This is a genomic window from Pseudomonas sp. IAC-BECa141, assembly GCF_020544405.1.
Lineage (GTDB): Bacteria > Pseudomonadota > Gammaproteobacteria > Pseudomonadales > Pseudomonadaceae > Aquipseudomonas.
Map to the genome: position 1 here is coordinate 1,292,271 of NZ_CP065410.1, position 26,170 is coordinate 1,318,440.

The window sequence follows — 26,170 nt, forward strand, 5'->3', positions numbered from 1 at the left end:
AATCACGCCCTGACAAAATTCGGGGCGTTTTTTTATGCGTATTGGCCACGGCTATGATGTGCACCGTTTCGCTGAAGGCGATTTCATTACTCTGGGCGGCGTGCGAATCGCACACGGCTTCGGGCTGCTCGCTCACTCCGACGGTGACGTCCTGCTGCACGCCTTGAGCGACGCCTTGCTCGGCGCGGCTGCGCTGGGTGATATCGGCAAGCATTTCCCGGACACCGACCCGCAATTCAAGGGCGCCGACAGTCGTGTGCTGCTGCGGCATGTGGTCAGCCTGATCCACGCCAAAGGCTGGAAGGTCGGCAACGTCGACAACACCATCGTTGCTCAGGCCCCCAAAATGGCCCCCCATATCGAATCGATGCGCGCGCTGATTGCCGCGGATCTGCAAGTAGAACTGGATCAAGTGAACGTGAAAGCCACCACCACCGAGAAGCTCGGCTTCGTCGGTCGCGAAGAAGGCATTGCCGTGCATTCCGTTGCCTTGTTGTTGCGCGCATGAACGAACTGCAACTGCTCGGCCCGCGGGCCTATGGTGACGCCCTTGGCACCGCGGTACTGAAAGCCATCGCCGAAGATTTCCAGGTCGATGAAGTGCTCGACATTCCCTTCAGCGGTGATGGTGAGCACCTGTGGATCTGGGTGGAAAAGCGCGGTCTGAACACCGAAGAAGCGGCACGACGCATCGCCAAGGCTGCCGGCGTGCCATTGCGCACGGTCAGCTATGCCGGCCTGAAGGATCGTCAGGCGCTGACCCGCCAGTGGTTCAGCGTGCAACTGCCGGGCAAGGCTGATCCGGATCTGTCGGCGGCGGAAAACGATACGCTGAAAATCCTCAAGACCACTCGACACAAGCGCAAGCTGCAACGCGGTGCGCATTCGGCCAACGGTTTCACCTTGCGCCTGACCCAGTTCAATGGCGACAAAGCCGCCATCGACGAGCGTCTGCAACTGATCGCCAAACAAGGTATCCCGAACTACTTCGGCGCTCAGCGTTTCGGTCATGATGGCGGCAACGTCGTCGATGCCCGTTCGTGGGCGGCGCGCAAGGCACTGCCGGAGCAGCGCAACGTGCGTTCGCGCCTGCTGTCGACCGCGCGCAGTTTTCTGTTCAATCAGGTACTCGCGGCGCGGGTGGCCGATGGCACCTGGCAACGTGCCCAGGTCGGCGATCTGCTGGCGTTCACCGACAGCCGCAGCTTTTTTCCGGCAGGTGAAGCCGAGTGCAGTGACCCGCGTCTGGCGATTCTCGACCTGCACCCGACCGGCCCGCAGTGGGGCGAAGGTGACTCGCCGGCGGCCGGGGTTGTCCATGATCTGGAGCAGGGGATTGCCGCACGCGAGGCGGATCTGCGTGATTGGTTGATTAATGCCGGTATGAGCCACGAACGTCGCATCCTGCGGCTGCCCATTGGCGGGTTGACGTGGCATTATCCCGAGCCTGACATTCTGCAACTGGAATTCGTCCTCCCGGCCGGATGCTTCGCCACCGTATTGGTGCGCGAACTCGTTGATCTGGTGCCGGTGGGGCAGACGGACAGCCCATGCGTATTCTGATTTCTAACGATGATGGGGTGACTGCGCCCGGTCTTGCCGCGCTTTATGCTGCGCTGGCGGATTACACCGAGTGCGTGGCTATCGCCCCGGAACAGGACAAGAGCGGTGCCAGCAGTTCGCTGACACTCGACCGTCCGTTGCACCCGCAATACCTGGACAACGGTTTTATCAGCCTCAATGGCACGCCGACCGACTGCGTCCACCTGGGGCTCAACGGTTTGCTGGAACGCGTGCCGGACATGGTGGTTTCGGGCATCAACCTCGGCGCCAACCTGGGTGATGACGTGCTGTATTCCGGAACGGTGGCAGCCGCCCTCGAGGGCCGCTTTCTCGAGCGCCCGTCGTTTGCCTTCTCGCTGGTTTCGCGGCTGGTCGACAACCTGCCTACGGCGGCCTACTTTGCGCGCAAACTGGTCGAAGCCCACGCCGTGCTCGATCTGCCACCGCGCACAGTGTTGAACGTGAACATTCCTAATCTGCCGATCGATCGCATTCGCGGCATTCAACTGACCCGTCTCGGCCATCGCGCCCGTGCGGCGGCACCGATGAAAGTCGTGGACCCGCGCGGCAAGGCCGGTTATTGGATTGCGGCGGCAGGTGACGCGGAAGACGGCGGCCCGGGTACCGATTTCCATGCGGTGATGCAGGGTTACGTATCCATCACTCCGTTGCAGCTCGATCGCACCTTCAATGATGCCTTCAGAAGTCTCGACGGCTGGCTGGAGGGGCTCAATTAATGGCTCGTGAACAAGACGACAGGCTGCGCAGCGGCATCGGGATGACGTCCCAGCGAACCCGAGAGCGCCTGATCCAGCGTCTTTACGAAGAGGGTGTTTCCAACGCCAGCGTGCTGGAAGTGATCCGTCGGACCCCGCGACACCTGTTTGTCGATGAAGCGCTGGCGCACCGTGCCTATGAGGACACCGCACTGCCGATCGGCAACAACCAGACCATTTCCCAGCCTTATATGGTGGCGCGCATGAGCGAACTGCTGCTGGAGGCCGGGCCGCTGGATAAGGTACTGGAGATCGGCACCGGTTCCGGTTATCAGACGGCGGTGCTGTCGCAACTGGTCGAGCGGGTGTTCTCGGTGGAGCGCATCAAGGTGCTGCAGGATCGGGCCAAGGAACGCCTGGTCGAGCTCAACCTGCGCAACGTAGTGTTTCGTTGGGGCGATGGCTGGGAAGGCTGGCCGGCGCTGGCGCCGTACAACGGCATCATTGTCACTGCGGTGGCGACCGATGTGCCTCAGGCTTTGCTGGATCAACTGGCACCGGGCGGGCGGATGGTAATCCCGGTCGGCTCGGGTGAAGTGCAGCAATTGATGCTGATCGTGCGCGAAGAAAACGGCTTCTCCCGGCACGTTTTGGGGGCGGTACGTTTCGTGCCATTGCTCAACGGTCCGCTGGCCTGAGCATTTGTTTCAGGATGCTGAATTCCTGTCGAACGTGCCTGTCTTACAGCGGCAGTGAATGTTTAAACAGGATGGATCGTCTACAGGCAAACGTGTGCGCCGTGCGATAGCGCTTCTATAAAGGTAAAGCCGGTTGCGCCCGTTATACTTGCGAAGTTTCATGCCGGAATCGGCACTCCACATTTTTCAGCCACCACAAAGGGAGCGGCGGGTGAGTCTCACAGTCATTGCGCAGCGTATGGGTAACACGAGCTTTCAGCGCCTGGTGACTGGCCTTGTCTTGAGCACCTTGCTGGTCGGTTGCTCCAGCACAAAATCGAACAACGTCCGGGTCGTCGATCGCAACAATTCGGTGGCCCAACGTCCGGTCGTAACGACCGGGCAGTATGTAGTCCGTCCGGGCGATACGTTGTTTTCCATCGCTTTTCGCTACGGCTGGGACTACAAAGCCCTCGCCGCCCGGAACAATATTCCTACGCCATACACGATACATCCGGGTCAGACGATTCGCTTCGACGGTCGCACCGGTTCAACGCCGACGGCGGTCGTCAGCAACTCCGGTTCTTCAGCGTCTTCGTCCAGCAAAACCACGGTTATCCGGCGTCAGGCAAATGGCACGACGACCACCACAACCACGGGTTCCGGGGCCGCTTCCACGGCGGTTGTACCGTCCGTCGCCAGCAAGCCCGCGCCCGCTCCACTGCCTCCACCGGGCCCGGCCCCGACCGGCTGGGGATGGCCATCTAATGGCATTCTGATTGGTAAATTCTCTTCAAACGGTAGTTTGAATAAAGGAATTGATATCGCCGGAGATTTGGGACAGCCTGTTTTAGCTGCGTCTGATGGGACGGTGGTTTACGCCGGGAGTGGCTTAAGGGGCTACGGCGAATTAGTCATCATCAAACACAGCGAAACCTACGTCAGTGCTTACGGACACAACCGTCGGCTGTTGGTACGGGAGGGGCAGCAGGTCAAGGTCGGACAGACAATTGCCGAAATGGGGTCAACGGGTACAGACCGGGTGAAACTGCATTTTGAGATTCGCCGACAAGGTAAACCTGTAGACCCGCTGCAGTTCCTGCCAAGACGTTGATTTGCAGACCAGCCTGTTTCTTCACGTAGAGGGGACAGGCTCCAGCGTTGCCAAGGATAAAGGCGCCGCTTGAGCTTGGGGTCGAACTCACCAAAGGACTATAACAATGGCTCTCAGTAAAGAAGTGCCGGAGTTTGACATCGACGATGAGGTTCTCCTGATGGAGACCGGCATCGATTCGGATTCGATGTCGAATGATGAAGGGGCTGCTCCACCTTCCGTTCGTGCCAAATCCAAACACTCCGCTTCACTTAAACAACACAAGTACATCGATTACACTCGGGCACTCGATGCCACGCAGCTGTACCTCAACGAAATCGGCTTTTCCCCACTGCTCTCCCCGGAAGAAGAAGTTCATTTTGCGCGCTTGTCGCAAAGTGGCGACCCTGCCGGGCGCAAGCGCATGATTGAAAGTAACCTGCGGCTGGTGGTCAAAATCGCCCGGCGTTACGTCAATCGGGGGCTGTCGCTGCTGGATCTCATCGAAGAGGGCAACCTCGGACTGATCCGCGCGGTGGAAAAGTTCGATCCCGAGCGCGGCTTCCGCTTCTCGACCTACGCGACCTGGTGGATCCGTCAGACCATCGAACGCGCGATCATGAATCAGACCCGGACCATCCGGTTGCCGATCCATGTGGTCAAGGAGCTCAACGTGTACCTGCGGGCCGCACGGGAGCTGACGCAAAAGCTCGACCACGAACCCTCACCCGAAGAAATCGCCAACCTGCTGGAAAAACCGGTGGGCGAGGTCAAGCGCATGCTGGGCCTGAACGAGCGGGTTTCTTCGGTCGATGTCTCGCTGGGTCCGGATTCGGATAAAACCCTGCTGGACACCCTGACGGATGATCGTCCGACCGATCCATGTGAACTGCTGCAGGATGACGACCTGTCGCAGAGCATTGATCAATGGCTCTCGGAACTGACCGACAAGCAACGCGAGGTGGTCGTGCGCCGCTTCGGCTTGCGCGGCCACGAGAGCAGCACGCTGGAAGATGTAGGCCTGGAGATCGGCCTGACCCGGGAACGGGTGAGACAGATCCAGGTGGAAGGCCTCAAACGCCTTCGGGAAATTCTCGAGAAAAACGGCCTGTCGAGCGAGTCGCTGTTCCAATAAGCCGCCCGCGTGACCGCTATGCAAAAAGCCCCGACTGGTTCGGGGCTTTTTATTTGCGCTCTGGAAGCGGGAGGTTTTCCCGCCTTGTAGGTTTACTTTGTAAGCCTTTGCTGACTGTATCGTAAGTGTTCGTTATTTTTACCCTGCCGCTGAAGGCTATTGCGCTCGTTTTATATTCATAATCTATTGATTTATATGGTTATTTTTCAATGTTAAAGGCTTGTGACCAAGGATTAGTACGCTGGCGGCCAGTTGTGCCCATCGGGGAAATCTCTAGTATCTGGGTTGTGTCGACGGATAGACACGCCCTTCAAGGAAGAGGGAATGGACATCGCAGGACGCGATTCATCAGGACGATGAAAAGGAACACAGGGAATAGGGAAAAAATGTGGGCGGGTCAAACCGCCCCTTTTTTGCCTGAAAAAAGCCAAATCCGAAAAAGCAAAAAGGCCCGCGAGGGGCCTTCTCTTCAAAACGCGGAACAGATCAGCGTTCGAGGTCTTTGATCTTGCCTTTGACGCCATCCCACTCTTCGGCATCCGGCAGCGATTCTTTTTTCTCGGTAATGTTCGGCCAGATCTCGGCCAGCTCTACGTTCAGCTGAATGAATTCCTGCATTTCTTCCGGAACTTCGTCCTCGGAGAAAATGGCCACGGCCGGGCATTCCGGTTCGCACAGGGCGCAGTCGATGCACTCGTCCGGGTGAATGACCAGGAAGTTCGGGCCTTCGTAGAAGCAGTCCACCGGACAGACTTCTACGCAGTCGGTGTACTTGCACTTGATGCAGTTGTCGGTGACGACGAAGGTCATTTCTAATTTTCTCCTCAGGCGGCGGCAGCGTTGCCCCTTCACGGTTGGGGTCGCCAGGTTCGGGAGCGATGTCTGCCAGCCAGGCTATTAGCCAGCAGCATCCCGAACCGCGCGAGATTCTAACAGCTTGAAGCCGTTTGCGTTATATCCGGTTCGTCGGTGCTTATATCCGGTTCTTTAGTGCATAGAGCATTTCGAGTGCACGACGCGGCGTGACGTCATCCAGATCCAGTTTGGCCAATTCATCCAGCACCGGATGCGGAAGGCTGGCAAACATATCGCTCTGCTGCGGCGTCGCCGGTTTGCCCTTGGCTGCCGGCTTCGGCGCTTCATGGGGCAGTGCGGTGTCTTCCAGGCGGCTCAGATGCTCGCGAGCACGCAAGATGACTTCGCTCGGTACACCGGCCAGTTGCGCCACAGCCAAACCGTAGCTTTGGCTGGCTGGGCCTGGCAACACATGGTGCAGGAACACGATGCGTTCGTTGTGCTCGGTCGCATTGAGGTGCACGTTGGCCACCAACGGTTCGGCCTCCGGTAACACGGTCAGTTCGAAATAGTGCGTCGCAAACAGAGTATAGGCACGCAGCTGAGCCAGTCGCTCAGCCGCCGCCCATGCCAGCGACAAACCGTCGAAAGTGCTGGTGCCGCGACCGACTTCGTCCATCAGCACCAGGCTGCGCTCGGTGGCGTTGTGCAGGATGTTCGCGGTTTCGCTCATTTCCACCATGAAGGTCGAGCGACCACCGGCGAGGTCATCGCTGGAACCGATCCGGGTGAAGATCCGGTCCACCAGCGACAGTTCGCAGCTGGCGGCCGGCACGAAGCTGCCGATGTGTGCCAGCAGCACGATCAGTGCAGTCTGGCGCATATAAGTGGATTTACCGCCCATGTTCGGGCCGGTGATCACCAGCATGCGAGTGTTGTCATCGAGGCTAAGGTCGTTGGCCACGAACGGCGTGGTCAGCACTTGCTCGACCACCGGGTGACGACCCTGGGAAATGCGCATGCACGGTTCGCTGACGAAGGTCGGGCAATTCAGGTCGAGATTCAGCGCACGCTCGGCGAGGTTGCTCAGTACGTCCAGTTCGGCCAGCGCGCCAGCGGTGTCCTGCAGCGGCGGCAATTGGCTGATCAGATCTTCCAGCAACGCCTCGTAGAGCATCTTCTCGCGAGCCAGAGCGCGGCTCTTGGCCGACAGCGCCTTGTCTTCGAACTCTTTCAGTTCTGGTGTGATGAAGCGCTCGGCACCTTTAAGGGTCTGACGGCGGATGTAGTCTGCCGGCGCCGATTCAGCCTGCTTGCTCGGCAGTTCGATGAAGTAACCGTGGATGCGGTTGTAGCCGACTTTCAGGTTGGCGAGGCCAGTGCGCGCCTTTTCCCGGGCTTCCAGATCGATCAGGAACTGGCCGGCGTTCTCACTCAGCGATTGCAGCTCGTCGAGCTCGCTGTCGTAACCGGTCTTCAGCACGCCGCCGTCACGGATGACCGCCGGCGGATTGTCGATGATGGCTTTTTCCAGCAGCGCCGCCAGTTCCGGGTAGGTGCTGGTGGTGGACGCCAGACGTTGCAGGTGCGGTGCTTCCAGATCGGTCATCGCCGCTTGCAGTTCAGGCAGCGCACCGAGTGCATCACGCAGGCGGGCAAGATCGCGAGGGCGGGCATTGCGCAAGCCGATCCGCGCCAGGATCCGCTCGATGTCGCCGATTTCCTTGAGCTGCGGTTGCAGGTTTTCAAAGCGATAGCGGTCGAGCAGGCAAGTGATCGAGGTCTGGCGAGCCAGCAGCACGGTCAGGTCGCGCAGCGGACGATTGAGCCAACGGGTCAGCAAGCGGCTGCCCATGGCGGTCTGGCAACGGTCGACCACCGATTGCAGGGTGTTGTCGCGGCCACCGGCCAGGTTGGTATCAAGTTCAAGGTTACGGCGGCTGGCGCCGTCCAGCACCACGGTGTCGTCCAGCCGTTCATGGCGCAGGCTGCGCAGGTGGGGCAGGGCGGTGCGCTGGGTTTCTTTGGCGTATGCCAGCAGGCAACCGGCGGCGCCGATCGCCAGGGTCAGGGTTTCGCAGCCAAAGCCTTTCAGATCCTGGGTGGAGAATTGCTGACAGAGACTTTTCAGCGCCGAGTCGCGCTCGAAATCCCACGGTGCGCGACGACGTACCCCACGGCGTTTTTCCGCCGGCAGATCCTTTGGCCAGTCATCCGGGATCAGCAACTCGACCGGGTTGACCCGCTCAAGCTCCGCCAGCAGGTTTTCCCAGCCCTTGATCTCAAGCACGGTGAAGTTGCCGCTGGTGATGTCCAGCACCGCCAGACCGAACAGACGCTCGTCGCCCAGCACCGCCGCGATCAGGTTGTCGCGACGCTCATCCAGCAACGCCTCGTCGCTGACGGTGCCCGGGGTGATGATCCGCACCACTTGGCGCTCCACCGGACCTTTGCTGGTGGCCGGGTCGCCGACCTGCTCGCAGATCACCACCGATTCGCCGAGCTTGACCAGCTTCGCCAAGTAGCCTTCCGCCGCGTGATACGGAATCCCGCACATCGGAATCGCCTGACCTGCCGACTGCCCGCGCGCGGTCAGGGTGATGTCCAGCAACTTGGCCGCCTTCTTCGCGTCTTCGTAGAAGATCTCGTAGAAGTCGCCCATGCGGTAGAACATCAGCTGGTCCGGGTGCTGATTCTTCAGGCGCCAGTACTGCTGCATCATCGGAGTGTGGGAGGACAGGTCGGAGACGGCTTTATTCATCGGATTGTCAGGTAACTCGTTCAAAGGTGTGGGGCAAAAGCGCGGCAGTCGCCGGGCTTTTCCGCGATGGGCGCAAGGTTACCATGGGCGGTCTGTGGTCCGCAGGCATCGCGGCCGGGTGACACCTAACTGGCGCAAAAACGTCGACTATGCACGATTTATGCAAATCAGCATTTGTCTTCGCGAAAAACTTCAAGCACTATGCGCGTTATGCAAAAACGCAACGTATCTACCGTCTTAAGAGCACTGCTCGACCAGCACGGGATCTCCCCCACGGAGCTCCACCGTCGCACCGGCGTGCCTCAATCCACGCTCTCGCGGATTCTCAGCGGGAAGATCGTCGATCCTTCGGATAAACATATCTCGAAGATTGCCGAGTACTTTTCCGTGAGCACCGATCAGTTGCGCGGGCGCGCGGATGTTGCGCCCGCTGCCAACACCGGACGCGACGAGTTGCATTCCGAACTCAAGGACATAAGCCTGTGGGACGATGACACGCCCGTCGATGACGACGAGGTGTCAGTGCCCTTTCTTCGCGAGGTTGAATTGGCTGCTGGATCAGGAAGATTCGTCATCGAAGAGAGCGAACGCTCCAGTCTGCGCTTTGGCAAGCGCAGCCTGCGCCATAACGGCGTGCAGTTCGATCAGGCCAAATGCGTGACGGTTCGGGGCAACAGCATGTTGCCGGTGCTGCGCGACGGTGCCACGGTCGGGGTCAATGCCGGCAAGTGCGGGATCGGCGACATCATTGATGGCGACCTTTATGCGATCAACCACAACGGTCAGTTGCGGGTGAAACAGCTCTATCGCCTGCCTACCGGTATCCGCTTGCGCAGCTTCAATCGCGATGAACACCCGGACGAGGACTACAGCTTCCAGGACATGCAGGAAGAGCAGATCGTCATCCTCGGTCACGTCTTCTGGTGGGGCATGTACGCCCGCTAAGCCAATCCTCTCAGACAAAACCCGCTTCGGCGGGTTTTTTTTCGCCTCTGGAAAACCGGCCAGCCCTTGAACGGCGGGGCTTCCATGCATCTGCGCAAATTTCATGCATAAATAAATGCATTTACGCATTGACTGTATATGCATCCATGCATATTCTTGCCACTAAGCCGCTCGACAAAGCGGCTGGCAACAACAGCTCTTTAGTTCCACAAGAACAGGCAGCGATGAACCGGCCTCAACGGTTCAGAGGGTTGGCAACTGACCCGGGTGTGCAGCGTAAAGCACCAAAAGCAGTTATCCGGCGGGCAGGGACCGCGGTCGGAAAAACAATTTGAATGGACTCGTACCGCGCCAGTAGCGCCGAAAAGTCAGCTTCCTTCACGTACACAGGATTGAAGGAAGGCAAAGGAGTGCATTACTGAAAAGCCCGGCGAAATGCCGGGCTTTTTGGAATGCCCGCCTCGAGAGAAACCGTTTGAACTCAATACACAAGACTAATCAATCACCTACGGAGGCGTGACATGACAAACGAGCAACAAGCGTTGGCGGACATGCCTGTCTGGCTGGTCATCCTCCTTGCCGTGGCCGGCGGGGTTTCCGGCGAAATGTGGCGCGCCGACAAGGATGGCGCCCGTGGCTGGCCTTTGCTGCGGCGGCTGGCCCTGCGCTCTGGCGCCTGCATGATCTGCGGCGTGTCGGCGATCATGCTGCTATACGCCGCAGGCTTGTCGATCTGGGCCGCTGGCGCGTTCGGTTGCCTGACCGCCATGGCAGGCGCCGACGTGGCCATCGGTCTTTACGAACGCTGGGCGGCCAAGCGCATCGGCGTCTGCGAAGTTCCCCCGCGCGATCCGCAATAACCCCTCACTTTCCTGTCTCGCTGCACGCTGTGCGGCGGGACTTCGCGTGGACATCAGAAAAGGAGGTCAAGCATGCCCACACCGATCCAGCAGCCTTCGCAGCTGTTCACGGCAATCGCCACAGCCTTGCGTAACAGCGTCGATCTGAATGTGCAGGTCGGTCATCACGATGACTTCACGGCCCCCGGCGACAAAGCCTGGGTGCTGATCGACATCGAGCGAAATGCACCGGGAGAGCGCGCCGCCAACGGGCGCATTGCTCATGTGCTCACGTTGACGCTGCAAGTGATTCCGGCGGTTTCCGCTACAGCGTTTGCCGCGTGCGATCTCATTGCCACCCTGAAGAACCTGGTCACCGACAACCGCTGGGGCCTGTCCGGCGATCAATGCGATCTGCCGATGAACATCGATGGAATGCCGTCATTGCTCATCCGCGCCGACCAGCCAAACAAAGCCTGGACGCTGTCGTTCAATCAGACCCTTTACCTGGGCCCGACCCTGCTCGACGACCCGCTCGGCACGCCGAAATTCGCCCGCACCTGGGAAGTCAGTGACATCGACGACCCCGACCAATACACCTCGCTGGAGGCATGACCGATGTTCGACGCGTTACTGCGAATGCAACTGGGCCCGATCATCGAGCGCCTGGCGGAAATGGACGCCGAGATCGACGACCTGCACCGGCGCGCCGAGAGTTATTGCCGCATCGGCATCTGCCAGGACGTCGATGCCGCGAGCAACACCTGCCGGGTCAGCCACGGTGGACTGCTCACCCCGGCCATCAAATTCTTCAACCCCAGCGCCGGCGCGCAGAGCGAGTCGCGGATCCCGACGGTGGGTGAGCAGTGTCTGCTGTTCAACTACGGCAGCGGCGAAAGCGGTGCGCAGAGCGTGGCGTTGTTCGGCCTGAACAGTGACCGTTTTCCACCGGCCTCCACCGTACCGACGCTGACGCGTCGTGTTCATCAGGACGGCAGCGAAAGCGGCTACGACGACGCCACGCACACCCTGCACTGGCAAAACGGTCCGGCAGCCTTCAGCGGCTCTCGCGAATCGCTTGAACTGAGCATCGGCCCGGCACGGCTGGCGATGACCCCGCAAGCGATCACCCTGCAACTGGGCGCGGTCGGCCTGACCATCGACGCCTCGGGCGTGCACTTCAGCGGCCCGTTGGTGGATCACCAGGGCCGCGTCATCAGCCCCTGAATCAAGAGCTTCCCATGATCGGAATCGATAGAGACAGCGGGGCCACGGTCGACGACTGGCTGCAATTCGTGCAGCGCGGGACCCGGGCCCTGACCACGCCGCTGGGCACCCGGCAAAAAAGGCCCCTTTATGGTTCGTTGATCCCCACGTTGCTGGGGCAAAACCTGGGCGACGACATCCTGTTGCTCGCCCAGAGCCACGCAGCCCAGGCGTTCTACAACCCGCAAAACGGCATCGGCGATTTCCAGCCCGCTGTGATCGTCGCCACCCGACAGGGCGCCGGTCTGTTGCTGCGGTTTGCCGGCACCTGGAAAAACCGCCAACAGACTTTCGAGGTCGTGACATGAGCATGTTGATCCCCGGCCAGAACCAGTTGGCCGAACCCTCCTTGATCAAGGTCGATGCCTTCGAGGATCTGCTCGCCGAGTTCAAGACTTTCGTCATCGAGTACGTCGGCGCACGCTCGCCGCAGAGCGCGGAAAAACTCAAGACCAGCCTGGAAAACGAAAGCGAACTGCTGACCCTGGCGCTTGAAGCTTTCTGCGTTCGCCTGCAAACCCATGAACGCAAATACAACGCCCGGATCAAGCAGATGCTGGCGTGGTGGGCCACCGGCAGCAACCTCGATGCACGGCTCGCGGACATGGGCCTGGAGCGCCAGTTGCTCGATCCGGGCGACCCGGCGGCATTCCCGCCGGTGCCCGCGATTTACGAGAGCGACGATGACGCCCGGTTGCGCTATTACCTGGCGCCCCACGCTCCGGCCGCCGGCTCGCGGATGCAGTACCGTCGCGAGGTGTTCACCCTCGGCGAGCGGCCGGCGGTGAAAGTCGAATCCACCGATGCGGGCGTGGTAAACGTCACTTACACCTTCGACCCGGATGGCCTCGCCGCGCAGGTCAAGGACGGTAATGGCCGTCGTACCGCGCCGGGTGAAGTGCAAGTCACCGTGCTTGCCCGCGAAGGCGACGGTACGCCATCCGCGACGTTGCTCGAAGGTGTACGCCAACACTTTGCCCGGCCCGATGTTTGTCCGGAAACCGACAAGGTCACGGTCAAAGGTGCCGAGATTCAACGCTACACAATCCGCGTCGTGGCAAAGATCAATTCCGGCCCGGATTCGGGCCTGACCAAGGTCGCCGCCGAGCAACATCTGCAAGCCTACGCCGACAGCTGCCATCGCCTGGAAGGCCGGGTCGATCCGAGCTGGATCGACTACACGCTGCACAGCGCCGGCGCCGTGCAATTGCAGATCCTTGAACCGCTGGCGCCCATTGTGTGCTCGGCGTTTCAAGCGCCGTACTGCACGGCAGTCGAAGTCGAGGTGCAGACGCTATGACGGATCAGACACCGCGTCCGACTCTGCTGCCGGCCAACAGCTCGGCGCTGGAACGGGCCCTCGATATCGGCTTCGGCGCGTTGCTGGACCGCATCGCGCCGCCGTTTCCCGAACTGATGAATCCTGCCTCTACGCCCGTCGCGTTTCTGCCGTATCTCGCCGCAGATCGTGGAGTGGCCGAATGGAGCACCGACGCACCTGAAGCGGAAAAGCGCCTGACCGTCGAACTGGCCTGGCCCACCGCGCGCCAGGCCGGCACTCGCAAGGCGCTGGAAAACGCCGCCAAGGGTTTGCAGCTCAGGCCCGAGATTCGCGCCTGGTACGAACAGACCCCGCCCGGCGAGCCTTACAGCTTTTCCGTGCGGGCCTTCAGCGAACAACCCTACAGCGAAGAAATCGACGCCCGTCTCGACCGACGCCTGGCTGATGCCAAGAGCGAGCGGGACGTGCTGTCGGTGTCGGTCGGCCTCAGCGCCTTCGGCAATCACGTCATCGGCGCCGCGACCTTTTGCGGCGAACTGACCACGGTCTATCCGGTGTTCCTCGAAGGGCTCGAGACATCCGGCGAGGCCTTCATGGCGGCCGCTCTGTACACCGTCGAAACATCCACTATTTATCCTCAGGGGGCCTGAATGGCTGACTATTACACCCTGCTCACCAACGCAGGGATTGCCTACGAAACGGCGTGCAAGGCTGCGGGCCTGCCGATCAAGCTGACGCAGATATCCGTCGGCGATGGCGGCGGCGCGGTCTACAACCCGGCCGCGACGGCTACCGCGCTGAAACGCGAAGTCTGGCGCGGACCGCTCAATGCGCTGTTCCAGGACGAGAAGAATCCGAGCTGGCTGCTCGCCGAAGTCACCATCCCGCCGGACGTCGGCGGTTGGTACGTGCGTGAAGCCGGTCTGTGGACCGACACCGGCATTCTCTACGCCATCGTCAAATACCCGGAGTCGTTCAAACCGGTACTGGCCACGTCGGGCTCGGGCAAAGAGTTCTACATCCGCTCGATTTTCGAGACCAGCAATGCCTCGCTGGTGACGCTGCTGATTGACGACACCGTGGTCAAGGCCACTCGAGCCTGGGTCATGAGCTACCTCGCCGAAGAACTCGGCAAACTCGACGGCAAACAGTCGGTTCGCGTCGCCGCCACCGCCAACGTCGTGTTGAACGGTGCGCAGCAGATCGACGGCGTGGCGGTGATCGCCGGCGACCGCGTGTTGCTGCCGAACCAGACCCTGGCCAAGGACAACGGGCTGTGGGTCGTCGCCAACGGCGACTGGACTCGAGCGAATGATGCCAACGTCAGCGCCAAGGTCACGCCGGGCCTGACGGTGATGGTGGAAGAGGGCACGCTCAACGGCGATTCGCTGTGGCACCTGACCACCAATGCGCCGATTACCCTCGGCACCACTGCGCTGACATTCAAGATGCTCGCGGGGCGTACCGGGATTGCTGCCGGGACTTACAAGAGTCTGAGCGTCGACGAATATGGCCGCGCGACGGCCGGCTCGAACCCCGACACGCTGGCCGGTTTTGGCATCAAGGATTCGTACACCAAGGCTGAAGTCGAGGCGCTGATTGCCAAGGCTTCAGCGCTGCCGGTGGGTTCGATTGTTGCCTTCCCTGTCGATACGCCGCCACCGGGTTTTCTGGAGCTGGACAACAGCGTCAAGAGCAGCGCGACCTACCCGGACTTGAGCGCCTATCTGGGCGGCAAGTTCAACAAGGGGGATGAGGGTGTCGGGAATTTCCGGTTGCCTGAGGCGCGTGGGGAATTCTTGCGCGGTTGGGATCATGGGCGTGGGGTGGATGCGGGTCGGGCGATTGGGTCATCTCAGATGGGGACAGTGACAGCCTTTGACAGCAACCCGAATCCGAACCTTACGGTCGAAGTTGTTCAGGCAACGGTGGCGGCAGCTCAGGCAGATGTATTCATACCCGCTGATTATCCCGGCGTCGCCAGATCGTACACCACTGCAGGTGCTGTATCTTCGCCTGTATTGGTCGATGGCGGTGTTGTGAGACCACGCAACATCGCAGTCATGTGGTGCATTAAAGCTTGGAACGCTCCGGTCAATCAGGGAAGCATTGATGTAGCGGCACTGGTCAAGGAAGTTTCCCGGCTTGGATCTGCCGTTCCGGTGGGCGCCGTCATGGCGTTCCCGACGGGGATCGTGCCTCCGGGTTTTCTTGAGCTGGATGGCAGTGTGCAGAGCACTGCGATTTATCCGGATCTGGCGACGTATCTTGGTACGAAATTCAACAAGGGTGATGAGGGCACCGGTAACTTCCGTTTGCCGGAGTCTCGCGGAGAATTCCTGCGTGGCTGGGATCATGGTCGCGGGATCGATATAGGTCGCGGGCTCGGTAGCTGGCAGGCGGATGACAACAAGGCTCACGCCCACACATACACCCGGATTCCCGTTTTCGGCAATACCGGTGGCGCCAACGCCGCGGGTATCGTTGCCGACAATGGAACGCAGACAGGCAGTTCCAACTTCGCCAGCTACATGAACACGTCGGGAGGCAGCGAGGCGCGACCACGCAACCTCGCCGTCATGTGGTGCATCAAGGCCTGGAACGCGCCGATCAATCAGGGAAGCATCGACGTCGCCGCACTGGCCAATGAAGTCGCACAGCTCAAATCCTCCGTACCGGTCGGTGCTGTCCTGTCGTTTCCAATGGGTGTCGTTCCTGCCGGTTATCTTGAACTGGATGGAAGTGTGCAGAGCATTGCGACCTATCCGGATCTGGCGGCTTATCTCGGTACAAAGTTCAACAAGGGCGATGAGGGTGCGGGCAACTTCCGGTTGCCGGAGTCTCGCGGCGAGTTCCTGCGTGGCTGGGATCATGGGCGCGGAGTGGACGTCGGTCGGACGGTTGGTAGCTCTCAGGCTGACGAGCTTAAATCTCACAATCACGGTTTCTCTGCACCGACATCCATCGCAGCATCAGGCGGATCCACGGGCATCATTCTTTCTGCAACGGGCACTCCAAACTGGTCTACGACGAATACCGGTGGAAGTGAAACTCGCCCTCGCAACCTCGCCGTCATGTGGTGCATCAAAGCCTGGAACGCACCGGTCAATCAGGGAAGCATTGATGTCGCAGCGCTAGCTCCTCTGGCCCAGCAAGCGACCGAAATCAAACAAGGCACAGCCAAACTCGCCACTCAGGCGCTGACCGATGCCGGGGCTGACGACACCACAATCGTGACACCCAAAAAACTCCGCTGGGGATTTCAGATTCTCAAGGAAATCAACGGGTACATCATTTTCCCGTCCTGGCTCGGGGGCCTGATCATTCAGTGGGGCAGGGTCTCCGGAAATGGTGGTACGGACATCGCCACTGCCTTCCCGATTGCTTTTCCAAATGGCATGTACAGCCTGAACGCGACGTTGAACTACACACCAGGGTCGGCAGTGAACGGGTATGTGGATGTCGGTGTGTCAAATCTCACTTCGTTTTATGGAAAACATACCTTTCCCGGGGTCACGGTCTTTCATTGGGTCGCGGTGGGCAGTTAAGGAGAGATCATGAAATACGCACTGTTTGACGAGAATTCGAACTTGCAAACCTGCCTGATTGAAGGGGTTCACCCGATTCCCGCGTCGGCAGTCAAAGTCGATGACAAGTTGTTTATCAGGTTGACCCAGGAAGCCGACGGCATCTGGCGTCGAGTAGGCGATGAAATTGTCAAAACGCCTTTCCCACAAGTAACTCCTGATTATGCGCAACGGGTCGCCGATGAGCGCTATGAGCGGGAGGACGCGATCGTTTCTGTGGAAGGTTTAACTGTTGCAACCTCCCGTGAAAGCGCGGGGATGATCTATGGCGCTGGCATCTCGGCGATCCTCGATCCTGATTACCGCTGCAACTTCAAAACGCTCGAAGGTTTCGTCGAGATAGGCGCGCAGCAGATTCTCGCGATTGCCAAAGCCGTCAGGGCGCACGTGCAGGCTTGTTTCGATCGCGAACTGGAGTTGCTCCAGGCAATCGAGCGCGGCACGTACTCCGATGAAATGCTTAAGGAAGGCTGGCCCGATTCCATGCCAGTTTCACCGACCTCCGAGCCTCAATAAAACGCCCCGCACCCCGGGGCGTTTTATTGTCCGTCAAAAACACCCAACACCCGCCAAGCCCCTCCCAACGAGGGGCTTTCCCGTTTATGGAGAAACGAAAAATGGCAACCCGCCAAACCTACACCGTGCTCGTTCCATTCCCCACCGGCGGTGGGCACTGGTCGAGTGTCGGCCAGGAACTCGATCTGCTCGATGTCGAGGCCAGTGCCCTGCACAGCGCCGGTCGACTGGAGCTGAAAACACCTACCACCAAGGCCGTTAAGGCCGCTGCCAAGAAGGCTGACTGACTATGGCTGAGGTTCTGAACTTCGAGCACAACGGCATTACCGTCAATGCCACCGAATCCCCCGAGGCCATGGGTGGCCTGGGTGACAACGTCATCGGTCTGGTCGGCACCGCGCCGAAAGCCGATCCGCTGATTCCGCGCAACGCACCGTTTCGCATCAACAGCTTCACCACTCACGCGCTGCTCGATCCGACCGGTGCGGAAGAGGGCACCCTGTACCACGCCGTTTACCAGATCCTCAAAGTGGTCAAGGTGCCGGTGTATGTGGTGATCGTCGAAGCGGGCGCCACCCCAAGCGATACCGTCAACGCAGTGATCGGCGGCATCGAGCCAGTGACCGGCCGCAAGCTCGGTCTGGCTGCGCTGGGCAGCGTACCGGAAGACCTGACCATCATCGGCGCGCCAGGCTTCACCGGCACCAAGGCAGTGGCCAGCGAGTTCGCCTCGTTCGGCAAGCGCATCAAGGCCCGTGTGGTGCTGGACGGCAAGGATGTCTCGGTTGCTGACCAGGTGCTGTACAGCCAGGAACTGGGCGGCGCGGATCTGGGTTTCGACCGTTGCCTGGTGGTGCACAACATGCCGGCTGTGTACTCGAAAGCGGCGAAGAAAAACGTGTTCCTCGCGCCATCGAGCCTGGCAATCGCCGCGCTGGCCAAGGTCAAGCAATGGGAAAGCCCGGGCAACCAGGTGACCTACGCCGAAGACGTGTCGCGGGTCGTTGAGTACAACATCCTCGACACCTCCACTGAAGGCGATCTGCTCAACCGCTACGGCGTCAGCTACTACGCCCGCACCATCCTTGGCGGCTTCTCGCTGCTGGGCAACCGCTCGATCACCGGCAAGTTCATCAGCTACGTCGGTCTGGAAGACGCCATCAGCCGAAAGCTGGTGAAGGCCGGCCAGAAAGCCATGGCCAAGAACCTGACCAAGTCGTTCATGGATCAGGAAGTCAAACGCATCAACGACTGGCTGCAGACCCTGGTCGCCGACGAAACCATTCCCGGCGGCAGCGTGTATCTGCACCCGGAACTCAACAGCGTCGAGAAGTACAAGAACGGCACCTGGTACGTGGTCATCGATTACGGCCGCTACGCGCCGAACGAACACATGGTTTATCAACTCAACGCCCGCGATGAAATCATCGAGCAGTTCCTGGAGGACGTTCTCTAATGTTTACCAACCGCGTAAGACAGGCCATCGCGGCCACCCTGCAAGGCCTGCCGCTGTCGGCGACCGTGGAAGAATTCACTCCGCCGAAGATCGACTTCGACATGGAAAGCATGACGGGCGGGCGCTTCATCGTTGAGGAAATGGCCAAGAGCGCCAAGCCGTTGAACGCCACGCTCAAGTTGCAAGGCACCGGCGCTGAAGTGCTGCTGGCGATGGGCGTGAAACTGGGCGACGACATTCTGCTGAACGTGCGTGAAGCCGGTCAGGATCAGGACGGCAACACCTGGTTCACCTATCACACCATCGGCGGCAAGCTCAAAACCATGGGTGAGGAAGCAATCAAAATGGGTGGCAAAGCCCTGACAACTCTTGAGTTCTCTTGCCGCACCTACAACCGCCTGGAAAACGGCATTCCGGTGATCGACATCGACGTGCGCACCCAGAAGTTCGTGCTCAACGGCGTCGACATCCTCGGTGATGCCCGTCGTGCGGTGCTGATGCCGTAAGCCTTTCGGCAGATCAGGCACAAAACCTGTGGGCGTTCATGCCCACAGGAATCTTCAAGAACACCCAAGGAATTCCTTTCATGTCGTGGATGCCACCCAAGCATGACCTGTTGTCGCCGATCACCGGTGACGACGGCTCGCAGATCGAATCGATCCAGCTCAAGCCGCTGTTCTACGCCGCCCAGAAAGAAGCGCTGGAACGCGCCGGCGACGATGAGGACGACCAGTTCTTCGAACTGGCGCTGCTGGCCACCGGCTTGTCGGTCAAGGAACTCGACCAGCTCAAGCGTCCGGACTACGTGACGATCGCGCAGTACGTACACGAGATGTCGACCCGTCCGGCGTCGTACTTTCTCGACCTGGTCGAAGATGCGGAGAAATCCGACGATCCCGACCAGGTGCAACTGCTGCAACCGCTCGCCGTCACCGGCCGCACCGTGACTTCGCTGAGTCTGGAAATGCCGGCGCTGCGGGCCACCAAAGTGATGAAGAAACTGAAAACGGCCAAGGAACGCGCCGAGTTCATCACCGCCCATTGCACCGGCCTGATGATCCCCGATCTGGCCCTGATGAGCGTCCCGGACTGGACGCAATTGCAGGTGCGCATCGACGATTTTTTAAACCAGCCGGCGGCCTTCTTTCAGAACGCGACATCGAAGTAATCCTCGATATCGTGCCGCTCATTTACCCGGTAAGTGAGGCGGAAATTCTGGAGTGGGACGCCGAAAAGGCGTTGCGCCGCTACGACATAGCGATCACTCGCCTTGGCGTGAAAAAGGAGTAGAGCGGCATGGCAGAGAGCAAATTTGCGCTCACATACGCCAATGAGAGTGGCAACGCAGCATCCGGGTTAAAGCTGTCCGATAGCCTTGGCAAACCGCTGCAGGACTTGAACCTGACAATGGCGCTGGCGAGCGCGGATATCCGCTTGCTGACCCAGGAGCAGATCAAGCTTCGAGAGCTGTTGGCCAATCAGCAATCGCTGTTCAAGGTGAGTGCTGCATCCCCGGCTGCAAGCGCCGAACCAAAGTCAAAACTCAAGGCCGAGATCGAGCAGCGTCCACCTCCAAAGCTCATGCAACCAGCCATGGCCAATGAGACGGCGCTTGTCGAACTCAATCAGTTGCTCAAGCTGAGCCATGATCAGCTTCAAGCGCACTCGCAGAGCACTCTGGAACTCGCCAGCGAGAAACAGATATCCGCCAGTGGTGCGACCAATGCGGATCTGTTGCAAGTGCAGCTTGCCGGAGCCAGATCCGGCATTGCCGATGGTGCCAAAGGTGACCAGCGGGCGAACGAACTGAAGTGGTTCTCCCATGATGCCGCAATCAACGCATCGGCATTCAGGATGGACGTCAAGGCGGCTGGCGAAATGATCGCCGCGTGGCGCTCCTCGCTGAAGCTGGATCAGTATCAAAGCCAGGATCTTGCGGATGCAACGACCTACCTCGGCAATAGCGGTCTGGATGCCAAGGCCGCAGACATCGGTTCGGTGGTGCAACGTTCCGGCGAGAGTGCGATTGCCGCTGGATTGACTCCCGAACAGGTCGCTGCATTGGCGGCGGCGCTTCTCAATAGTGGTGCGGACAAGGAGAGCGCCAGCACTGCCCTGAAAGGCATCACCTCGATGCTGGCCAAAGGCGGGGCGGTATCGACTGAGCAGCGAACAGCCTTGGCTCAGTTAGGGCTTGATCCTCAATCGCTGTCTGAGGGTATGAGGAAGGATGCGCCTGCTGTCATCAACTCGGTACTTGCTGCACTTGACAAGCAGCCTATACAAGAACGGGCGGCACCGACGAAGACGCTGTTCGGCGAAAACGACACCCGAGTTCTCGAGCTGCTGAAGAAACCGGACGATGTAAAAAACGCCTTCTCGCTGGTAGCCGACAAGCACAAGTACGCAACAACGGAGCTTGGCGCGGGCGAAGGCGCTGCGGCGAAGTCAGCAGAGGCGTTCGGCAATACTTCGCAGGGTCGCTGGAATGCTCTGGACGCAAGTCTGACCCGGTTGACCACTGCATTCGGCATGGCGCTTGCGCCTTTGGCTGACGGTGCCGCCGTCGTGCTCACCTCACTGGTCAACGGTGTGAGCGCAGCGGCGGAAACGTTCCCGGCCCTCACGGCAGGGCTGGTTCTGCTCAGCGCGGCAGCCATGCCGTTCGTGGGTGGGGCCTTGAAGTCCGGCGTGGCCTCGGTGCTTGACGTGGTTTCCACGAAACTATTGCGCCTGGCATCGGCGCGACTGCCGTCGGATATTGCTGATGCGATAGGTGGTGATGACAACGATGGCGACAGTCGCGAAAGCAGGAAGAAGGGGCGTGGATCGCGCCGACGCACCCCTTCTGCTGCACGGTCGTCCGGCACCGCTTCCGTAACCCGCAAGAGCAGTCGCTTGAGTGGTATGACGGCCAGAGTCGCACCCATGCTCGACGATGCGCTCACCCGATTCAGAATGGTTGGCGATGTTGTCAAAAGCGCCATGCCGAGCCGGCTGAGCGGGGCTGGCGCGAAAGTCATGTCGTTGGCAGAGGGTTTGGGGGCCAGGCTCATGCCGTCGGTTGTCAAGGCATTGCCTGTCATCAAGGTTGGCGCGCCTCTGGCCATTGCTCATGCTGCTTATACAGGGTTGAAAGGCTGGCGCGAAGGTGACGACAAAGCGGTAAAGGGCGCGGCCGGCGAACTGGCCGGAACGGCGATTGGCGCTACGATCGGTACGTTCATTGCGCCCGGCATCGGAACCTTTATTGGTGGCACGCTGGGTGGAATAGCCGGGTCCCTTCTGGGTCAAAAACTGGCGACGCCGCCTGAAGACAAATTGGCACCGCCGGCACAGGTCGCCAAAGACGTATCCATTGCGCAAACGCAAATGCAAGCGTCAAACCCGCAATACACTTACGCACCTTCAGTTCATGTCAGCGGCAGCGAACTGCTCAGTTCCGAGAAAGTCGGCACGATGCTTTCGCAGGTGCTTGAGTCGCACTTCACGTCCCAATTTGTCCCAGGTGTGGCCGGCAATGCCCTCTCCATACGCCGTGACGCAGCCCTGACCGATGGAGTCGCCCAATGAAACAACAAATGGCACTGGGCAGTTTCATCTTCGGCCTGTCCCGGGATTTTGCGTACAGCACGCTGGCGCGAAAGTCCGATGGCGGCTGGACGGAACTGCCGATCCTGACCAGCAAACCCAAGTCCCACCAGACCGGGCAGAAGCCCGAAACCCTGACCATCTCCGGTACCTCGATGTACGCCGTGGCGATGAACCGGCTCGATGAGTTGCGTGCGCTGCAGGCACTGAGATCGCCGCTGCCGTTGATTGACGGCATCGGTCGCAATTGGGGCCTGTGGCGGATCAACAGCATCCAGGAGAACCAGAGCGAGGTCATCGACGATGGCACTGCGATGGTCATCAAGTGGGTCATCGAACTGGCGGAGTTCAACAATGCGTAAGGTACGAAGCGTGGCCGGTGATTCGGTGAATCTGTTGCTCTACCGCGAAACCGGGCGCAGCGATGACGTCGCCGAAGAAGCCCTGTGGACACTCAACCCCACCCTGGCCGAACACGGCCCGGTTTTGCCTGCGGGCGTCTGGGTGGTGCTGCCGGAACTCGACTCGAAACCCGCCGCAATCAAACCGGTTTCGGCCTGGGATTAAGGAGGCTGCATGGCACAGGGATTCACCCCGGTCGTGGAAATCTATGGGGCCAACGCGGCGCTGCTCAACCAGCGCCTGATGAGTTGGGAGCATGTCGATGCCGCCGGTATAGAGTCTGATCAACTGACGTTGACGATCGATCTGGAAGGGCTTGATGGCCTGCCAAAACTGGGTGGGAAAATCGGTCTTCGGGTTGGCTATCTTGAGTCGGGAATGGTCGATAAAGGCCTGTTCAAAGTGACGCGCCTGACACCGACCCTGTTCCCGTTTCGCCTGACACTGGTCGCCACGGCCGCACCGTTCAGCGCCGCCGACGAGACCGGCTTCAAACAGCGGCGGACGGCCAGTCATGGCCCGACCACTCTGGGTGCACTGTTTCGCCAACTGGTTTCGCGCCACGGGTTTTCACCCAGGGTCGCGCCCGATCTGGCGTTGATCAGGATCGATCACATCGACCAGTCCAACGAAACCGACATGGGTTTCCTGACGCGTCTGGCGAAGAAGTACAAAGTGATCGCCAAACCGGTGGGCGAGTTGTATGTGCTGGCGCGGCCCGGTCAGGTGAAATCACTGTCGGGCAAGGTACTGGCGGACGTGCGTCTGTCGGTAACCGAGAACAATCGCCCCGGCGATCACGCGTTCATCGGCGCGACCCTTGAAGAGACCGCCCGCGCGCAGGCCAAAGGCTGCAAAACCAGCTTCTGGGATAACGCCAAAGGTGTGATGCGTGAGGTACTGACTGGCGAGGCGCCGTACAAGACCGTGCGTCAGACTTGCCAGAGCGAGGAGGAGGCAAGGGCCATCGGTGAGGGCGAAGTGCGCAAGATGCTGCGGGAAAAGTACAAGGTGAAGATCACCTGCCCGGGCAATCCGCTGCTGTCTGCCGAGGGTCTGCTATTGCTCGACGAGACCTGGCCGGACTTCCTGCGCGGGCGTTGGTCGATCGAAAAAGTGACTGCCAGCGGCAAGCGCGATGAAAGCTATCGCTGCGTCATCGAAGCCACGAGCCTCGATCCAAAAGCCTGATCGTTCAGGCATTCCCAGCAAAAAATCCCTCTGGAACGCTCCCCATGAAGATCTCCCCGATCCTCACGCAGCTGCGTGCGCAATGCCCAAGCCTTGCCGGCCATATCGCGACAGGTGTCGACCTGGCGCTGCTGCAAGGTGACCCGAATCTGCCGACCCCGTCGGCTCATGTTTTACCCCTGGCCGACCTGGCCAGCGCCAGCACCGCCCAGAACTCCGCCAGCCAACCGATCCGCGACCGCTTCGAAATCATCCTGGTGCTCGACGCCACGGACGGCGCAAAAGCGCTGGATCTGTTGCACGACCTGCGCGCCGAACTGTGGCGTGCGCTGGTGGGTTTCAAACCCGATTCCAACTACAGCGCCATCGTTTATGACGGCGGCGAAACGGTCTCGATCAACACCAGCCGCGCTTTTTACCGGCTGCGCTTTTTTGCCGAGTTCCAGCTGGGCCGCAATCTGCCAAGTCAGCCTGCGGAGAGCTGGCACGAACGTGAACTGGACGGTTTGTCGTCCTTTACCGGGGCCACCGTGCGGGTCGATGCGATCGACCCGGCCGACCCCAACCTGAAACGCCCGGGCCCTGACGGGCGCGTGGAAATGACTTTCTCTGGAGACGTAACCCCATGAGCAACCGCATCACCGTAGTGCCGGCTGCCGGCCGTGCCGTGCCGGACCCGGAAGCCGGCGACCTGCTGCCACTGGAAGGCCGTGAAGTGCTGGACAGCGCCTGGTGGCGCCGGCGTCTGGCCGACGGCGATATCACCCTCAAAACCGCAACAGCCAAACAAAAGGGAGCCAAATAATGGCGATCGGATTCAGCAACATTCCTGCGGACATTCGTGTACCGCTGTTCTATGCCGAAATGGACAACTCGGCCGCCAATAGCGCGTCCTCGTCCATGCGCCGCCTGATCGTGGCGCAGGTCAACGACAACATCGCCCCAAGCGAAGTCGGCAAACTGGTGCTGGTCTCCAGCGTGGCGCTGGCCAAGAGCATTGGGGGCCAGGGCTCGATGCTCGCCTCGATGTACGAGACCTTCCGCAAGGCCGACCCGATCGGTGAGATCTGGTGCCTGCCGCTGCACAACGCCACCGGCGCCATCGCCAAAGGCGTAGTGACCCTGACCGGCACCGCGACTCAGGCTGGCGTGCTCAACCTGTATGTCGGCGGCGTCCGCGTGCAGGCCACCGTCGTCAACGGTGCCACCGCTGCCCAGGCTGCAACTGCTTTGGCACAGAAAATCAACGCCACCGCCGATCTGCCGGTGAGCGCTGCAGCTGCCGAAGGCGTCGTCACCCTGAACGCCAAATGGACTGGCGAGAGCGGTAACGACATCAGCCTGCAATTCAATCGCCTGGGCAAGAGCAACGGTGAAGAAACCCCGGCCGGCCTGACCACCGCGATCACCGCCATGACCGGCGGCGTCGGTGTGCCTGACCAGGTTGAAGCGGTGGCCGCACTGGGCGACGAGCCGTTCGAGTTCATCGCGCTGCCATGGTCCGACCTGGCTACCCTCAACACCTGGCAAGCGGTGATGGACGACAGCACCGGTCGCTGGTCGTGGGCCAAGCAACTGTTCGGTCACGTCTACAGTGCCAAGCGCGGCACCGTCGGCACGCTGGTGGCCGCCGGTCAGGCCCGCAACGACCAGCACATGACCATTCAGGCGCTGGAGCCGGGCGTTCCGCAACCAGTGTGGGTACAAGCTGCGGCACTGGCTGCACGCACTGCGGTGTTCATCTCCGCTGACGCCAGCCGTCCGACACAAAGCGGCAGCCTGCCAGGCGTCGATCCGGCACCGGCCAGCGAGCGCTTCACCCTGACCGAGCGTCAGTCGCTGCTCAACTACGGCATCGCCACCGCGTACTACGAAGGCGGTTACGTGCGCATCCAGCGCTCGATCACCACCTACCAGAAGAACGCTTACGGCCAGGCCGACAACTCGTACCTGGACAGCGAAACCATGCACCAGTCGGCGTTCATCGTGCGTCGTCTGCAAAGCGTGATCACCAGCAAATACGGTCGCCACAAGCTGGCTTCCGACGGCACCCGTTTCGGCGCCGGCCAGCCGATCGTCACCCCGGCAACCATTCGCGGTGAGCTGATCGCCCAGTACGCCAAGCTCGAACTCGAAGGCCACGTGGAAAACGCCGAGCTGTTCGCCGAGCACCTGATCGTCGAGCGCGACGTGCAGGACCCGAGCCGCGTGAACGTGCTGTTCCCGCCGGATTACATCAACGGTCTGCGCGTGTTCGCACTGCTCAACCAGTTCCGTCTGCAGTACGACGACGTCGCCTGATCGGTGCGTTTGACACTGTGATTTCAGCCCACCTTGCGTGGGCTTTTTATTTGA

The 26,170-nt window shown here is 60.3% G+C and carries 28 protein-coding genes; 26 read left to right on the forward strand and 2 right to left on the reverse strand.

Annotation, left to right across the window (positions count from 1 at the left end):
* Positions 1-34: 34 nt before the first annotated feature.
* The 6 genes from ispF to rpoS all read left to right on the forward strand — a co-directional run bounded on the left by ispF (position 35) and on the right by rpoS (position 5,184).
* The gene (gene ispF, locus I5961_RS05720; RefSeq protein ID WP_007954821.1) at positions 35-508 is read left to right on the forward strand and encodes a 2-C-methyl-D-erythritol 2,4-cyclodiphosphate synthase; all 474 of its coding nucleotides are present in this window, start codon (positions 35-37) and stop codon (positions 506-508) included.
* Entirely contained in the window at positions 505-1,563 is a 1,059-nt protein-coding gene (truD, locus tag I5961_RS05725; RefSeq protein ID WP_011332702.1) for a tRNA pseudouridine(13) synthase TruD, read from the forward strand. The genes ispF and truD overlap by 4 nt, the downstream gene beginning before the upstream one ends.
* Entirely contained in the window at positions 1,551-2,300 is a 750-nt protein-coding gene (gene surE / locus I5961_RS05730) for a 5'/3'-nucleotidase SurE (protein ID WP_085702594.1), read from the forward strand. Before truD ends, surE begins: the two co-directional genes overlap by 13 nt.
* A gap of 41 nt (positions 2,301-2,341) precedes the next feature.
* Complete coding sequence (locus tag I5961_RS05735) at positions 2,342-2,977, forward strand: protein-L-isoaspartate(D-aspartate) O-methyltransferase (RefSeq protein ID WP_170844894.1); 636 nt, start codon at positions 2,342-2,344, stop codon at positions 2,975-2,977.
* A gap of 211 nt (positions 2,978-3,188) precedes the next feature.
* Positions 3,189-4,070 (forward strand): peptidoglycan DD-metalloendopeptidase family protein, encoded by an 882-nt coding sequence (locus I5961_RS05740; protein ID WP_085702595.1) that lies wholly within the window; start codon positions 3,189-3,191, stop codon positions 4,068-4,070.
* Between the two features lie 106 nt (positions 4,071-4,176).
* Positions 4,177-5,184 (forward strand): RNA polymerase sigma factor RpoS, encoded by a 1,008-nt coding sequence (gene rpoS, locus I5961_RS05745; protein WP_007954831.1) that lies wholly within the window; start codon positions 4,177-4,179, stop codon positions 5,182-5,184.
* A 486-nt stretch (positions 5,185-5,670) separates the two neighbouring features.
* Here rpoS and fdxA read toward each other — a convergent pair whose 3' ends face one another.
* Both fdxA and mutS read right to left on the reverse strand, forming a co-directional pair.
* Positions 5,671-5,994 carry a ferredoxin FdxA gene (gene fdxA / locus I5961_RS05750; protein WP_007908827.1) on the reverse strand — a complete coding sequence of 108 codons (324 nt, stop codon included), beginning with the start codon at positions 5,992-5,994 and terminating at the stop codon, positions 5,671-5,673.
* Between the two features lie 163 nt (positions 5,995-6,157).
* A complete protein-coding gene (gene mutS / locus I5961_RS05755; protein ID WP_085697347.1) occupies positions 6,158-8,740 on the reverse strand; it encodes a DNA mismatch repair protein MutS in 2,583 nt (860 codons plus the stop codon).
* 210 nt (positions 8,741-8,950) lie between these two features.
* Here mutS and I5961_RS05760 point away from each other — a divergent pair, with 210 nt between their 5' ends.
* The 20 genes from I5961_RS05760 (at position 8,951) to I5961_RS05855 (ending at position 26,116) form a co-directional block, all read left to right on the forward strand.
* Complete coding sequence (locus I5961_RS05760) at positions 8,951-9,685, forward strand: XRE family transcriptional regulator (protein ID WP_085702597.1); 735 nt, start codon at positions 8,951-8,953, stop codon at positions 9,683-9,685.
* 521 nt (positions 9,686-10,206) lie between these two features.
* Positions 10,207-10,545 carry a phage holin family protein gene (locus tag I5961_RS05765; protein ID WP_085697349.1) on the forward strand — a complete coding sequence of 113 codons (339 nt, stop codon included), beginning with the start codon at positions 10,207-10,209 and terminating at the stop codon, positions 10,543-10,545.
* 72 nt (positions 10,546-10,617) lie between these two features.
* Positions 10,618-11,139 (forward strand): hypothetical protein, encoded by a 522-nt coding sequence (locus I5961_RS05770; RefSeq protein WP_085697350.1) that lies wholly within the window; start codon positions 10,618-10,620, stop codon positions 11,137-11,139.
* Positions 11,140-11,142: 3 nt separating this feature from the next.
* Positions 11,143-11,751: a phage baseplate assembly protein V gene (locus tag I5961_RS05775; RefSeq protein WP_085702599.1), complete on the forward strand. Its 609-nt coding sequence runs from the start codon at positions 11,143-11,145 to the stop codon at positions 11,749-11,751.
* A 14-nt stretch (positions 11,752-11,765) separates the two neighbouring features.
* Entirely contained in the window at positions 11,766-12,098 is a 333-nt protein-coding gene (locus I5961_RS05780) for a phage baseplate protein (protein WP_227234592.1), read from the forward strand.
* Positions 12,095-13,090, forward strand: a complete 996-nt coding sequence (locus I5961_RS05785) for a baseplate J/gp47 family protein (protein ID WP_227234594.1) — start codon at positions 12,095-12,097, stop codon at positions 13,088-13,090. The genes I5961_RS05780 and I5961_RS05785 overlap by 4 nt, the downstream gene beginning before the upstream one ends.
* Positions 13,087-13,722, forward strand: a complete 636-nt coding sequence (locus I5961_RS05790) for a phage tail protein I (RefSeq protein WP_085697354.1) — start codon at positions 13,087-13,089, stop codon at positions 13,720-13,722. Before I5961_RS05785 ends, I5961_RS05790 begins: the two co-directional genes overlap by 4 nt.
* Positions 13,723-16,620, forward strand: a complete 2,898-nt coding sequence (locus tag I5961_RS05795) for a tail fiber protein (RefSeq protein WP_227234596.1) — start codon at positions 13,723-13,725, stop codon at positions 16,618-16,620. It abuts the gene before it with no gap.
* 9 nt (positions 16,621-16,629) lie between these two features.
* On the forward strand, positions 16,630-17,175 hold the full coding sequence (locus I5961_RS05800) for a DUF4376 domain-containing protein (protein ID WP_227234598.1): 546 nt from the start codon (positions 16,630-16,632) through the stop codon (positions 17,173-17,175).
* Between the two features lie 101 nt (positions 17,176-17,276).
* A complete protein-coding gene (locus I5961_RS05805) occupies positions 17,277-17,462 on the forward strand; it encodes a hypothetical protein (protein ID WP_039771239.1) in 186 nt (61 codons plus the stop codon).
* A gap of 2 nt (positions 17,463-17,464) precedes the next feature.
* A complete protein-coding gene (locus I5961_RS05810) occupies positions 17,465-18,631 on the forward strand; it encodes a phage tail protein (protein ID WP_085697356.1) in 1,167 nt (388 codons plus the stop codon).
* Complete coding sequence (locus tag I5961_RS05815) at positions 18,631-19,137, forward strand: phage major tail tube protein (RefSeq protein ID WP_127652505.1); 507 nt, start codon at positions 18,631-18,633, stop codon at positions 19,135-19,137. The genes I5961_RS05810 and I5961_RS05815 overlap by 1 nt, the downstream gene beginning before the upstream one ends.
* 80 nt (positions 19,138-19,217) lie before the next feature.
* Positions 19,218-19,799, forward strand: coding sequence for a phage tail assembly protein (locus I5961_RS05820; RefSeq protein WP_085702605.1), 582 nt, complete (start codon positions 19,218-19,220; stop codon positions 19,797-19,799).
* A 128-nt stretch (positions 19,800-19,927) separates the two neighbouring features.
* Complete coding sequence (locus I5961_RS05825) at positions 19,928-22,204, forward strand: phage tail tape measure protein (RefSeq protein ID WP_227234600.1); 2,277 nt, start codon at positions 19,928-19,930, stop codon at positions 22,202-22,204.
* Positions 22,201-22,584 (forward strand): phage tail protein, encoded by a 384-nt coding sequence (locus I5961_RS05830; RefSeq protein ID WP_085697360.1) that lies wholly within the window; start codon positions 22,201-22,203, stop codon positions 22,582-22,584. Before I5961_RS05825 ends, I5961_RS05830 begins: the two co-directional genes overlap by 4 nt.
* Positions 22,577-22,789, forward strand: a complete 213-nt coding sequence (locus I5961_RS05835; RefSeq protein ID WP_085697361.1) for a tail protein X — start codon at positions 22,577-22,579, stop codon at positions 22,787-22,789. The genes I5961_RS05830 and I5961_RS05835 overlap by 8 nt, the downstream gene beginning before the upstream one ends.
* A 9-nt stretch (positions 22,790-22,798) precedes the next feature.
* Complete coding sequence (locus I5961_RS05840) at positions 22,799-23,815, forward strand: phage late control D family protein (RefSeq protein ID WP_227234602.1); 1,017 nt, start codon at positions 22,799-22,801, stop codon at positions 23,813-23,815.
* 44 nt (positions 23,816-23,859) lie between these two features.
* Positions 23,860-24,444 (forward strand): hypothetical protein, encoded by a 585-nt coding sequence (locus tag I5961_RS05845; protein WP_227234603.1) that lies wholly within the window; start codon positions 23,860-23,862, stop codon positions 24,442-24,444.
* The gene (locus I5961_RS05850; RefSeq protein WP_007954893.1) at positions 24,441-24,620 is read left to right on the forward strand and encodes a DUF2635 domain-containing protein; all 180 of its coding nucleotides are present in this window, start codon (positions 24,441-24,443) and stop codon (positions 24,618-24,620) included. The genes I5961_RS05845 and I5961_RS05850 overlap by 4 nt, the downstream gene beginning before the upstream one ends.
* Complete coding sequence (locus I5961_RS05855) at positions 24,620-26,116, forward strand: phage tail sheath subtilisin-like domain-containing protein (RefSeq protein ID WP_085697364.1); 1,497 nt, start codon at positions 24,620-24,622, stop codon at positions 26,114-26,116. The genes I5961_RS05850 and I5961_RS05855 overlap by 1 nt, the downstream gene beginning before the upstream one ends.
* Positions 26,117-26,170: the final 54 nt, after the last annotated feature.